This window comes from Microbacterium sp. GXF0217 (assembly GCF_054798195.1).
Genome location: NZ_JBSJZG010000001.1, coordinates 550,089 through 562,178 on the forward strand (window position 1 = coordinate 550,089; position 12,090 = coordinate 562,178).

Genomic DNA, 12,090 nt, shown 5'->3' on the forward strand with positions numbered 1-12,090 from the left:
ATCGCTCAGGATGCCGGGGGCCACGTGGTCGGCAGCGGCAGCGCCTCGGGGTTCACTGCGGCGACGATCTCGGTGAGGACCTGGCGTGTCTGGGTCTCCCCCACCCACAGATGCCTGCCCCCGTCGATCGGGATCAGCACGGCATCCGGAATCGACGCGAAGCGCTGGTGCGCCGCGGCCGGACGCAGATAGTCGTCGAACTCGGGGATCAGGGCGATGACGCGTCGTGGGTCGCCGGCCCAGGCCGCGATCTCCTCGTCGGTCACGCGGTGCAGCGGAGGCGAGAGCAGGATCACTCCGGCAACGTCGTGCTCGCGACCGTACTTCAGCGCAAGCTCCGTCCCGAACGACCAGCCGAGCAGCCACGGCGTCGGCAGACCGCGATCGTGCACGACGGCCATCGCCGCGGCGACGTCCAGCCGTTCGGCCCGGCCGCCGTCGAACGACCCTTCGCTCGTTCCGTGCGGCGACCGCGTGCCACGGGTGTTGAAGCGCAGGACGGCGAGGTCCGCGAGTGCCGGCAGACGGCCGGCCGCCTTGCGGATGATGTGCGAGTCCATGAAGCCGCCGGCGGTCGGCAGCGGATGCAGGGTGACGAGCGTCGCGACCGGTGCCCGGTCGTGCGGCACCGCGAGTTCGCCCACGAGGACGAGACCGTCAGCCGTGCGCAGCTCGATCTCCTCGCGACGCGCAGGCAGCTCGAGCGGCCCGCGGATCTCGATGCTCACCCGAGCCGCCAGCAGTGCGTGTGCCAATGACGGCGGGCGGCGAGGTCGGCGGCCTCTCCCAGCACCCCGTCGGCCTGCCAGGCGACCAGGTGCGCCGTCCCCGGCGCGATGCCCTGCCCGCATCCGGGGCAGACGTACTCCTTCTGCGCCTGCAGCGCGGAGACCGGCTGGACGATCCACTCCCGGCCGCGCCGAGTCTCGGTGCGCTTCCACCCCGCGAGAAGGCGATCGAAGGCGTCGTCGGTACTCGAGCGCTCCGGGCGCCGCTTACGGGATCGGGGCATGGCAGAGCGGTGTCACCACCAGTGGTTGCTCCGCCAGAAGTTGTATGCGCCTTCCCAGCTGCCGTAGCGGCCGGTGGCGTACCCGTTGCCCCAGCGCAGGTTGTCGACCGGATCGAAGCAGTTGCCGGGAACCTTGCCGCACGGCAGCGCCTGCACCAGACCGCTCGCTCCCGACGAGCGGTTCACCGCGTTCGGGTTCCAGCCGCTCTCCTTCGAGACGATGTAGTCGACGAAGCCCCAGTCGCTCTGGGCGATGCCCGCGGCCGCCATCCACTCGGCGGGCGACCCGCCGCCGGTGTACTGCGGTCGGGCGCCGCTGCCGCTGCCGCTGCCGCTGGAGCGATTGCCCGATGACGCCGGCTTCGGTGTGGGCGTCGGAGTCGGCTTCGGCGTGACGTAGACCTCGTACGTGCCGCGGTCGACGGGCGCGAAGGTCGCGCCCTCGACCGTCACGCGCAGGTCCTGCGATTCATCCGCGGCCAGCGAATACACCGTCGTCTGCGCCTGAGCCGAGTCCACAGGGTCGGCGAGGGCGAACCCCGTCGGGGCGACGATGGCTGCAGCGAAGCCGACGACCGCGATCGCCGCGAACGTACCGGCGACCCCACGACGGCGCGACCATCGGGCGCGGGTGGTCGCGGGGCGCTTCGGGGTGGAGACGATGTCGCTACGACTCGGAACGGTCGCTGCGACGATCTCTTCGGACTCGTGGGATGAACTCACAATAGGCACAGTCTAGCCCAGGGGTCGCTGGGGAGACCATGGAAGCGGTCAGCGGACCGCGAGCATGACCTCGATCGTCGCGTCCATCAGCGCATCGACCTGCTCTTCCCGGTACCCGCCGCGCTGCATCCGGAAGGCCGCAGAGCGCAGCTGCTCGACCGAGAGCTCGTCGCCGTCGCGGAGATACCGGACGATGCGCCGTGCGACGTGATCGACTTCTTCGGCACGGTACCCGTAGGTGAGCCAGCCGACCCTGGCGAACTTGTGCAGCTTCGGGCGAGCGAGATGGTCGAGGATGATCTGGGCCTCGTCCCTGGCCTGCTCGACCCACGCCGTCGCGCCGTCCGCGCGCACGACGCGGTCGCGGACCCGTGCGGCGAAAGCATCCTCGATTCGACTGAGAGCCGCATCGACCTCGGCGACCGCGTAGCCGTTCTTCACCATGGGGAAGGACGCGACCCTGACGTCCTCGGCCGAGAGGGTGTCGTCATCGCGTTCGAAGCTCGCCTTGGCCGCGGCGAGGAAGGTCTCCACCGCTGCCGGATGGTAGCCACGGGTGCGGCCCGTCGTCAGCGTGAATGCCGACGACGCCGGCTTGCTCTGCAGATCTGTCACGTCATCCACCGTACTCGACGTCATCCGAGCGTCGCCCAGGGCGACAGCAGGAAGTAGAGCGTCAGCGCCGGAATCGTCGACGGCAGGATGCTGTCGAGCCGGTCGAGCAGTCCGCCGTGTCCTGGCAGCCAGGAGCTCATGTCCTTGATGCCGAGGTCGCGCTTGAGCATCGACTCGGCCAGGTCGCCCAGCGTCGCGGAGAGCAGGACGGCAGCGCCGAGGATCACGCCGGCCCACCAGGGCATCTCCAGCAGGAACAGCGCGAGGAGCACTCCGACACCGGCGGCCGCGACGACGGCACCGGCGAAGCCCTCCCAGGTCTTCTTCGGGCTGATGCGCGGCGCCATCGGGTGCTTGCCGAACGCGAGTCCGGATGCGTAGGCGCCGGTGTCGGCGGCGACCGCGATCGCGATGAACGCGAGCACCCACCACTGCCCGCCCTCCTGGGACAGGAGGATCAGCGCGATGCTCGCGAGGAAAGGAACGTACACCTGGACGAAGCCGCCGACCACGACATCGGCGAGGACGTCGCCGTACGTGCGGCCGTCCTGCTCCATCATCTGAGCGACAAGGCGCCAGACGATGACGAATGAGACGGACGCGAACAGCGCCACCCAGCACAGCCAAGGCTCGGCGAAGTAGCCCGCAAGCACCAGCGGCGCACCTGCCACGAGCTGCGGGATGATGTCGACCCGCCGTCCCGCTCCTCGAAGGGCGAGACCGAGTTCGTAGATGCTCAGCAGTGCGATCGCGAGCACGATCGGGACGAAGAGCCACTTGATGAACAGCAGCGATCCGAGCAGGATCGCCCCGGCCGCCAGACCGATGAGGATCGCGACGACCAGGTCGCGTCCGGTGCGCTCCTTGATGCGCTCGTTCGCCTGATCGAGCTGGTCCTTCGCATGCGACACATGGTTCTCGAACTCACCGCGCTTGGCGCGCCACTGCTCACGGATCGCGTTGTGCTCCCCCGTCGACATGCCGATCGGCGGTTCGACGGGAAGCACCGGCTTCGGCGGCACGACCGCCGCATCGAATCCGGGGAAGGCGCTGTCGCTCAACGGCGTCGGAGCCGCATCGCGTCGCCGTTCGCCGCGCCCAGCGGGCGCGTCATTCGGCGGCAGGCCCCCGGAGTCGTCAGTCATTCCAGCTCACACCTCGAGCAGTTCGGCCTCTTTGCGCTTCAGCGCCTCGTCGATCAGATCGACGTGCTGACGCGTGAGCGCGTCCAGTTCCTTCTCGCCACGGGCGAGGTCATCCTCGCCGACGTCGCTCTTGAGGCCGTCCAGCTCGTCCTTCGCCTTGCGACGGATGCCGCGGACGTGCACCTTGGCATCCTCGCCCTTGGTGCGCACGAGCTTGACGTACTCCTTGCGGCGCTCCTCGGTCAGCTCCGGCATCGTGACGCGCACGATGTTGCCGTCGTTCGACGGGTTGGCGCCGAGGTTCGGCATGTCGCGGATCGCCTGCTCGATCGCCTTGAGAGCGGACTTGTCGTACGGGGTCACGATGAGCGAACGCGCCTCGGGGTTCGCGAGCGAAGCCAGCTGTGCCAGCGGCGTCGGCGAGCCGTAGTAGTCGACCATGACCTTCTGGAAGAGCTGCGGGTTCGCCCGTCCGGTGCGCACCGTCGCGAAGTCCTCCTTTGCGGCTTCGACCGCCCTGGTCATCCGGGTGGTGGTTTCTGCGAGGACGTCCGCGATCACGGCGACTCCAATCGTCTGGGGTGTTCTGGCAATTCTATCTGGGCGGATGCCGCAGCACCCGTGCGCGACGCTCAGGAGGTGACGAGCGTTCCGATGGTCTCTCCGAGCAGCGCGCGGGTGACGTTGCCCTCCGGCTCCATGCCGAAGACGCGCATGTCCATGTTGTTGTCCATGCACAGGCTGAACGCCGTCGAGTCGACGACCTTGAGTCCGCGCTGCAGCGCATCGCGATACGTGACCTGGTCGATGCGGGTCGCCGAGGCGTCCTTGTGCGGGTCGGCGGTGTAGATCGCGTCGACGCCGTTCTTGGCGACGAGCACCTCCTGCGCGCCGATCTCGAGCGCGCGCTGCGCGGCGACCGTGTCGGTGGAGAAGTACGGCAGACCGGCGCCGGCGCCGAAGATCACGACGCGACCCTTCTCCATGTGGCGCTCTGCGCGACGCGGAATGTAGGGCTCGGCGACCTGCGTCATGGCGATGGCCGACTGCACGCGCGTCGCGGCGCCGGCCTGTTCGAGGAAGTCCTGGAGTGCCAGGGCGTTCATCACGGTCCCGAGCATGCCCATGTAGTCGGCGCGCCCGCGGTCCATGCCGCGCTGGCTGAGCTCCGCGCCACGGAAGAAGTTGCCGCCGCCGACGACGATCGCGATCTCGACCTGGTCGACCGCTGCAGCGATGTCACGGGCGATCTGGCTCACCACGTCGGGATTGACGCCCAGCTGACCGGCACCGAATGCCTCGCCGGAGAGCTTGAGAAGGACGCGGCGGCGTCCGGTTCGTTCAGTCATGGGTGAATCCTCTCGTCCCGAAAATCAAGATAGTGCCTTCTGGGCATGAAGAAGGGGTTCGGACCCTGACGGATCCGAACCCCTTCGACGTCGTTACGCGCCGACCTTGAAGCGCGCGAAGTCCGTCACGGTGATACCGGCGTCCTGCGCGACCTTCGCCACGGACAGCTTGTTGTCCTTGGCGTAGTCCTGCTCGAGCAGTGCGACCTGCTTGATGAACGCGGTGACACGGCCCTCGACGATCTTGGGCAGTGCCGCCTCCGGCTTGCCCTCGCTGCGGGAGATCTCGGTGACGATCTCGCGTTCCTTCTCGACATCCGCCGCCGGCACGTCCTCGCGGGACAGGTACGACGGGTTCGCGAACGAGATGTGCTGGGCGATGCTGCGCGCGGTCTCGGCGTCGGCACCCGTGTAGGCGACGACCACACCGATCTGCGGCGGCAGGTCCTTGCTGGTGCGGTGCAGGTAGACCTCGAAGTTGTCGCCGGTCAGGGTGCGCACGCGACGCAGCTCGACCTTCTCCCCGATGATCGCAGCCTCGTCCGCGATCAGCTGATCGACGGTCTGGCCGGACGCATCGGCGGCGAGTGCCTCGTCGACCGTGTTCGCCTTGACGGCGGCCACGGCGTCGGCGACCTTGTCTGCCAGCGCGATGAAACGCTCGTTCTTCGCGACGAAGTCGGTCTCGCACGCGAGCTCGACGAGCGTCACGGCGCCGTCCTGCTCGCGCGAGACGACCAGACCCTCGCTGGTGGAACGGTCAGCACGCTTCGCGTTGCCCTTCGCACCCTTGAGGCGGAGGATCTCGACGGCCTTCTCGCGGTCGCCTTCGGCTTCCTCGAGCGCCTTCTTGGTGTCGACCATTCCCGTACCGAGCTGCTCACGCAGCGCCTTGATGTCGGCGATGGTGAAGTTGGCCATGTGTGGCGGCTCCTTGCTTCGTGATGTGTGGGTGTTCGCGGGATTACTTGGCTTCGTCAGCGGCCTCGACGGCCTCGACGACGACCTCGGCCTCAACCGCAGCCTCGACGGCGACCTCGGCCTCGACAGCGGCCTCTGCGGCGACCTCGGCCTCGACAGCGGCCTCAGCGGCGTTGGCCTCGAGAAGCTCGCGCTCCCACTCGGCCAGCGGCTCAGCGTCGCCCTGCTCGGGGTTGTGCTTCTGCTGCAGGCCCTCGGCCGCGGCATCCGCGATGATGCGGGTCAGCAGCGAGACGGAGCGGATCGCGTCGTCGTTGCCGGGGATCGGGTACTGGAAGTCGTCCGGGTCCGCGTTGGTGTCGAGGATGCCGATCACCGGGATGCCGAGCTTCTTGGCCTCATCGATCGCGAGGTGCTCGCGCTTGGCATCGACGACCCAGAGGGCGGACGGCGTCTTGGAGAGGTTGCGGATGCCGCCAAGCGACTTGTGCAGCTTGTCGAGCTCGCGCTTCTTGAGCAGCAGCTCCTTCTTGGTGAAGCCCGAAGCGGCCGGGTTCTCGTAGTCGAGCTCCTCGAGCTCCTTCATGCGAGCCAGACGCTTGGCGATCGTCTGGAAGTTGGTGAGGAGGCCACCGAGCCAGCGCTGGTTCACGAAGGGCTGGCCGACACGGGTCGCCTGCTCCGCGAGGACTTCCTGCGCCTGCTTCTTGGTGCCGACGAAGAGGATCGTGCCGCCGTGCGCGACGGTCTCCTTGACGAAGTCGTACGCCTTGTCGATGTAGCCGAGCGACTGCTGGAGGTCGATGATGTGGATGCCGCTGCGCTCCGTGAGGATGAAGCGCTTGACCTTCGGGTTCCACCGACGGGTCTGGTGTCCGAAGTGCACGCCGCTGTCGAGCAGCTGACGGATGGTGACCACAGCCATGGTCGTCTCCTTGTTCTGGCGCTCTCGCGCCGTTGAGGTTCATTACGACGACCGATCGGTCGTCGAGCCTGGTGCCCGGCGCACACCCACCTGCTCATCGAGCAGGACCTGCGGGAGTGGATGCCGCGACCGAAGTCGCTCTGGGCACGCGTAGTCACCCCGGAATCGAGGTGCGAGGACAAGTGTACCCGATCCGCCCGGCGCACTCGCCCTGCACAGCCCAGGTGACGCGTGAGTTCTGCACCGCCGTCGGGTTCAGCCGTTCTCCCCGCCGTCCAGCGCGCGCACGATGGGATCATGCCCGTCTTCTCGCACCGTCTGCTTCGAGCATCGACCGTCGTCGCACTCGTGCTCGTGCTCAGCATCCTCGGCGCGGCACCGGCATCCGGCGATGCGCACTGGGTCTGGCCGGTGGCGGGCCGCCGGACCGTCGTGGAGCCGTTCGTCGCCCCGGCGCACGAGTACGGCGCCGGCCATCGGGGCATCGACATCGCCGCGACCGGCGAGGTGCGTGCGCCGGCAGACGGCGTCGTGGCCTTCGTCGGCACGGTCGTCGACCGACCTCTCATCACCATCGATCACGGTGGCGGCCTCGTGACGACGTTCGAACCCGTGATCGCGACCGTGGTTTCCGGCGCTGAGGTGGCGGCCGGAGACGTGATCGGTAGAGTTTCGACGGGCGGGCATGCGGCGCAGGGCACGCTGCACCTCGGGCTGCGGGTGCACGGCGCCTACGTCGACCCCATGATCATGTTCGGTCCGATCGAGCGCGCCGTCCTGCTGCCGTGCTGCGATCCGCTCTGAGTCGACTGCTCACGCGCGCGGGTGCGCGAGCCGGTACGACTCCGTCAGGCGCTCGGTGGAGACATGCGTGTAGATCTGCGTCGTCCCGAGGCTCGCGTGACCCAGGATCTCCTGCACGGCGCGCAGGTCGGCGCCGCCGTCGAGCAGGTGGGTCGCGGCGGAGTGGCGCAGAGCGTGGGGGCCCACGTTCTCGGCCCCCACGACCGGACCGAGAGTCCGAGCGACCAGGGCGTACACGAGCCGAGGGCCGATCCGGCCTCCGCGCGGCGCGAGGAAGGCCGCAGGCGACGCCGATGCGGAACGCGCGGCCAGCACGGGTCTTCCCCGTGTGATCCATGCGCCGACCGCGTCGCGGGCGGGACGCCCATAGGGCACGACACGCTCTTTGGATCCCTTGCCGAGAACGCGGGCCGTTGCGCGGTCCTGGTCGAGATCGTCGACGTCCAGCCCGCACAATTCGGACACGCGCATGCCCGAGGCGTAGAGCATCTCGAGGATCGCGTGGTCGCGGAGCGCTGCGGGGTCGCCGTCCGCCGCGAGCGACCGCTGCGCATCGAGCAGCGCACGCATCCCGTCGCGTGACGCGACCGTCGGCAGCGAACGGCCCTGCTTGGGCGTGATCAGCCTCAGGCTCGGGTCGATCGAGAGGAGCTCCTCGTCCTTCGCCCACGCGAAGAACGATCGTGCCGCGGCCGCTCGTCTTGCGAGCGTGCTCCGGGCATCCCCGCGCTGGGTCGCCTGCCAGAGCCACTCGCGCAGCGCATCCAGATCGACGTCGCGGATCGCCACGTCGCCCACGGATGCTGCGAGATCGCGCAGATCGGATCGATACGCGCGCACCGTCGCCGGCGAGAGTCGGCGAACGGTCGCGAGATGCGTCGCGAACGCCTCCGCCGCCGCCATGAGATCCATGCCTCCAGGATGGCCCGGTTCCGCGCACCAGACGACTCGCCCCGCCGAATGGCCGTTCGACGACGGATCGGGTCGGAGGCGCCGACGGTCACGGCTGGGCGTCCGCTCATCGGCTCGCCGGCACCTTCCGCAGCCAGCCCTCCTCGCCGCGCGACGTCACGCCGTCCAGCTCGAGTATCCCGAGAAGACCACGTACCCTGTCCACGCCCAGTCCGGATCTGCGAGCGACCTCGTGTGGTGGCAGGGCGGTGCGGGTGCTCAGGGCATCCAGGAGGCGGGTGGTGTCCGGGTCGGTTCTCTGCACGTCCGCTGCGTCGACCGCGGGCATCTCTCCCCACAGCTCGCGCACCTCGGCCGCGGTCGTGACGCAGCGTGCGTCGTACTCGCGCAGCAGACGATGGCATCCGGCCGACGCCGCGCTCGTAACCGGACCGGGCACCGCCCCGAGAGGGCGTCCGAGCGACGCTGCGTGCCCGGCGGTGTTCAGCGAACCGCTGCGCCAGCCGGCTTCGACGACGACCGTGACCCGACCGAGAGCGGCGATCATCCGGTTGCGCGCGAGGAACCGCCACTTCGTCGGCGAGGTTCCGCACGGCACTTCAGCTGCCACGGCGCCTGCCTGGACGATCTGCTCGAAGAGCTGATGGTGGCCGACAGGATAGGCACGGTCGATTCCTCCGGCCAGGAAGGCGACAGTCTTCCCGCCGACGCCGAGCGCCGCTCGATGCGCGGCTCCGTCGATGCCGTACGCGCCGCCGGAGACCACGAGCGCTCCTCCCACCGCGAGGTCCCCGGCGATGTCGGCCGTGACCGATTCGCCGTACGACGTGGAGGCGCGCGCGCCCACGAGTGCGACGCCAGGCTGCACGGTGAGGCATTCCGGGTCTCCGCGGACCCAGAGGAGCGCCGGGGCGTGGACCCCGAGATCGTCGAGATCCGTCGGCCAGCCGACAGTGCCGGGCAGTAGCAGAGCCGCGCCGATCCCTGACGCGGCCGCCAGCGAGCGCCCGACGTCGTCGACGTGCGCGCGTGGTCGCCAACGGGTGCGCCCCTGATGCAGCAGCTTCGCTCCCCCGGCACCGCCCAGAGCGTCGACCGCGGCGGCCTCCGCGCGCGGGCGCTTCACCTCACCCAATGCCGCCGACAGTGCCGCCGGCGCGCCGAGCTCCTGGATGAGGGCTCCGGCGACGCCGTCTCCCGGTTCGGCGATGACGGACCAGGCCGCCCGTGCGAGAGCCTCGTCCGCGTCGGCATCCGGCCGCAGCCTCGCGACCCGGTCGCGGAGTGCGGCGTCCCGACTCAATCGCTCCATCATGTGATCAGTCCTCTCTTCAGGAACAGGGCTCGTCCGATCTCCTCGCGACCGGGACGATCACGACCGGCGAGATCAGCGATTGTCCACGCGAGTCTCAGCACGCGGTCGTACCCGCGCAGCGTCAGCACACCGCGCTCCAGTGCACGGTCGAGCGCTGCGCGGTCCTCCGGTGGAAGCCTGTGCATGCCTTGACGCAACCAGGTGCCGGGGATCTCGGCGTTGACGCGCCACGGCGTATCCGTCCAGCGCAGGGCGGCGCGGGAGCGCGCTTCGGCCACGCGCTGACGTGCGACCCGGGAGGTGAGTGCAGACTGTTCGCCCGCGGTCGCCCGCGACGCGGCGACCCTGCTGACCTGAAGGTCGATGTCGATCCGGTCGCGCAGCGGACCGGAGAGGCGCCCGGCGTAGCGTCGGATGGCGTTCGGCGGGCAGGTGCAGTCGGCCCCGCGGACGCCGTAGTTCCCGCACGGGCACGGGTTCATCGCGAGGATCAGCTGGAATCGTGCGGGGAATCGCGCAGTGAACCCGGCCCGCTGGATGTCGATGGATCCCGATTCCAACGGCTGGCGCAGCGAATCGAGCGCCTGCCTGCTGAACTCCGCTGCTTCGTCCAGGAAGAGCAGGCCACGATGCGCACGCACGATGGCTCCGGGACGCGCCACTCGGGAACCGCCGCTCACGAGCGCCATCGACGAAGCGCTGTGATGCGGCGCCTCGAGCGGAGGCACGCGGTTCAGCGAGTGCACCGGGAGTCCCGCCAGCGAGCGGATGGATGCGACTTCGAGCGCCTCGTCGTCGGTGAGCTCTGGCAGGATGCCCGGTATCCTGCGCGCCAGCATCGTCTTGCCTGCGCCAGGAGGGCCGCTCAGCAGCAGGTGGTGTCCGCCGGCTGCCGCGGTCAGCAGCGCCTCGACGGCATCCTCCTGGCCGATCACGTCGGCGAGATCGACGTCGTCGGGGTGCTCCTCCGTCGCCGCCGGAGCCCTGATCGGCTCGACATCGGGGATCTCGACCTCGGCACCGTGCCACACGGCGACCTCAGCCAGCGTGGTGGCGGCGCGCACCTCGATGCCGGCCACCAGGCGTGCTTCCTCCGCGTTCGCGTGCGGAACGACGACGTGCGCGAAGCCGGCGCGCTGAGCGGCGAACACGGAGGGAAGCACGCCGGGAACCGGCCTGAGCCGCCCGTCCAGTCCGAGCTCGCCGATGTGCACGGTGCGTGCGATCGATGCCGCGTCCAGCGAGCCGCTGGTCGCCAATGCGGAGACGGCCACGCCGAGATCGAACGCCGATCCCTGCTTCGGCAGGCTCGCCGGTGACAGGTTCACGGTCAGTCGGCGCGTGGAGAGCTCCAACCCGGCGTTCTTGCACGCGTTGTGCACGCGTTGCGTCGCTTCACCCAGCGAGCGGTCCGCAAGCCCGATGATCCGGAAATCGGGCCGCTGGTTCGACAGGTCGGCTTCGACCTCGACCATGTGACCGTCGACGCCGGTCAGCGCGACCGCCCAGGTGCGGACGGCGGTCATCGCAGATCCACCAGGTGCTCCAGCATCCCCTCACTGGGGTCCGAGCCGACGATCCCGATGGCCTCGAGTCGGACGCGGTGATGACCGGCCCTTCCCGGGTGCGCATCGACCCAGGCGTGCGCGAGGCGCCAGAGACGTCGCACCTTGCGGTCGTCGAGCGCCTCGAACGGGTGCCCGAACCGCAGCGACGTGCGCGTCTTGACCTCGACGACGCACAGCATCCCGGCCTTCGTCGCGACGATGTCGATCTCGCCCGTCGGGCACCGCCAGTTGCGGTCGAGCACGTCGTAGCCACGTCCGCGCAGGTACGCCGCCGCGCGCTCTTCACCCGCTCTGCCGAGGTCGTCCTTCGCTGCCATGTCGACAGCGTCGTCGCGCACAGGTCACCGTGCGTACGCCGAACCGGCGGAATCTACGGCGTTCGGGGGGAATCCCGCTCGGTCGTCGTCCTGTGCAGAGCGAGTCACTTGCCGTCGAGCGACAGTTCCTCGGGCAGCTCGAACTCGCGGCGCTGCAGCTCCTCGACGTTGACATCCTTGAACGTGAGCACCCGCACCGCCTTGACGAAGCGATCGGCGCGGTAGATGTCCCACACCCACACGTCCGTCATCGAGATCTCGAAGTAGAAGTCGTGCTCGGTGTCCCGGCGCACCACGTTGACCTCGTTCGCGAGGTAGAAGCGGCGCTCGGTCTCGACGACGTACTGGAACTGCGCGACGACATCCCGATACTCGCGGAACAGTGCGAGTTCGAGTTCGCGGTCGTAATCGTCGAAGGCTTCCTCATCCATGATGAGACCATCCTACGAGGCCACGCGCCCGCTCGGCGCACCATGCCACCTCC

Annotated in this window: 15 protein-coding genes; 1 reads left to right on the top strand and 14 read right to left on the bottom strand. The window is 69.1% G+C overall.

Features of this window, described 5'->3' with window-relative positions; genetic code table 11:
* Positions 1–5 precede the first annotated feature (5 nt).
* The 9 genes from ACWAT3_RS02760 to rpsB form a co-directional block, all read right to left on the bottom strand.
* Entirely contained in the window at positions 6–722 is a 717-nt protein-coding gene (locus ACWAT3_RS02760; RefSeq protein WP_460795874.1) for an alpha/beta hydrolase, read from the bottom strand.
* A gap of 2 nt (positions 723–724) precedes the next feature.
* Complete coding sequence (locus tag ACWAT3_RS02765; RefSeq protein WP_460795678.1) at positions 725–1,012, bottom strand: hypothetical protein; 288 nt, start codon at positions 1,010–1,012, stop codon at positions 725–727.
* Positions 1,013–1,024: 12 nt separating this feature from the next.
* Positions 1,025–1,735 carry an aggregation-promoting factor C-terminal-like domain-containing protein gene (locus ACWAT3_RS02770; RefSeq protein WP_460795679.1) on the bottom strand — a complete coding sequence of 237 codons (711 nt, stop codon included), beginning with the start codon at positions 1,733–1,735 and terminating at the stop codon, positions 1,025–1,027.
* Between the two features lie 48 nt (positions 1,736–1,783).
* The gene (locus ACWAT3_RS02775; protein WP_460795681.1) at positions 1,784–2,350 is read right to left on the bottom strand and encodes a DivIVA domain-containing protein; all 567 of its coding nucleotides are present in this window, start codon (positions 2,348–2,350) and stop codon (positions 1,784–1,786) included.
* Positions 2,351–2,370: 20 nt separating this feature from the next.
* Positions 2,371–3,495 carry a phosphatidate cytidylyltransferase gene (locus ACWAT3_RS02780; protein WP_460795682.1) on the bottom strand — a complete coding sequence of 375 codons (1,125 nt, stop codon included), beginning with the start codon at positions 3,493–3,495 and terminating at the stop codon, positions 2,371–2,373.
* Between the two features lie 6 nt (positions 3,496–3,501).
* Positions 3,502–4,056: a ribosome recycling factor gene (frr, locus tag ACWAT3_RS02785; RefSeq protein WP_460795684.1), complete on the bottom strand. Its 555-nt coding sequence runs from the start codon at positions 4,054–4,056 to the stop codon at positions 3,502–3,504.
* Positions 4,057–4,127: 71 nt separating this feature from the next.
* Positions 4,128–4,844, bottom strand: coding sequence for a UMP kinase (gene pyrH, locus ACWAT3_RS02790; RefSeq protein ID WP_460795685.1), 717 nt, complete (start codon positions 4,842–4,844; stop codon positions 4,128–4,130).
* A gap of 93 nt (positions 4,845–4,937) precedes the next feature.
* Positions 4,938–5,765, bottom strand: coding sequence for a translation elongation factor Ts (gene tsf, locus ACWAT3_RS02795; RefSeq protein WP_460795686.1), 828 nt, complete (start codon positions 5,763–5,765; stop codon positions 4,938–4,940).
* A gap of 43 nt (positions 5,766–5,808) precedes the next feature.
* Positions 5,809–6,690, bottom strand: coding sequence for a 30S ribosomal protein S2 (gene rpsB / locus ACWAT3_RS02800; protein WP_460795688.1), 882 nt, complete (start codon positions 6,688–6,690; stop codon positions 5,809–5,811).
* Between the two features lie 297 nt (positions 6,691–6,987).
* Between rpsB and ACWAT3_RS02805 the strand changes: the two genes are divergently transcribed.
* A complete protein-coding gene (locus ACWAT3_RS02805; protein WP_460795689.1) occupies positions 6,988–7,494 on the top strand; it encodes a murein hydrolase activator EnvC family protein in 507 nt (168 codons plus the stop codon).
* Between the two features lie 9 nt (positions 7,495–7,503).
* Here the strand turns inward: ACWAT3_RS02805 and ACWAT3_RS02810 are convergent, their stop codons facing one another.
* The 5 genes from ACWAT3_RS02810 to ACWAT3_RS02830 all read right to left on the bottom strand — a co-directional run bounded on the left by ACWAT3_RS02810 (position 7,504) and on the right by ACWAT3_RS02830 (position 12,037).
* Positions 7,504–8,406, bottom strand: coding sequence for a tyrosine-type recombinase/integrase (locus tag ACWAT3_RS02810; protein WP_460795690.1), 903 nt, complete (start codon positions 8,404–8,406; stop codon positions 7,504–7,506).
* Between the two features lie 106 nt (positions 8,407–8,512).
* Positions 8,513–9,721 (bottom strand): DNA-processing protein DprA, encoded by a 1,209-nt coding sequence (dprA, locus tag ACWAT3_RS02815; RefSeq protein WP_460795692.1) that lies wholly within the window; start codon positions 9,719–9,721, stop codon positions 8,513–8,515.
* Complete coding sequence (locus ACWAT3_RS02820; protein ID WP_460795694.1) at positions 9,718–11,247, bottom strand: YifB family Mg chelatase-like AAA ATPase; 1,530 nt, start codon at positions 11,245–11,247, stop codon at positions 9,718–9,720. The genes dprA and ACWAT3_RS02820 overlap by 4 nt, the downstream gene beginning before the upstream one ends.
* Entirely contained in the window at positions 11,244–11,606 is a 363-nt protein-coding gene (locus ACWAT3_RS02825; RefSeq protein ID WP_460795695.1) for a YraN family protein, read from the bottom strand. The genes ACWAT3_RS02820 and ACWAT3_RS02825 overlap by 4 nt, the downstream gene beginning before the upstream one ends.
* A 104-nt stretch (positions 11,607–11,710) precedes the next feature.
* Positions 11,711–12,037: a DUF2469 family protein gene (locus ACWAT3_RS02830; RefSeq protein ID WP_406250040.1), complete on the bottom strand. Its 327-nt coding sequence runs from the start codon at positions 12,035–12,037 to the stop codon at positions 11,711–11,713.
* Positions 12,038–12,090: the final 53 nt, after the last annotated feature.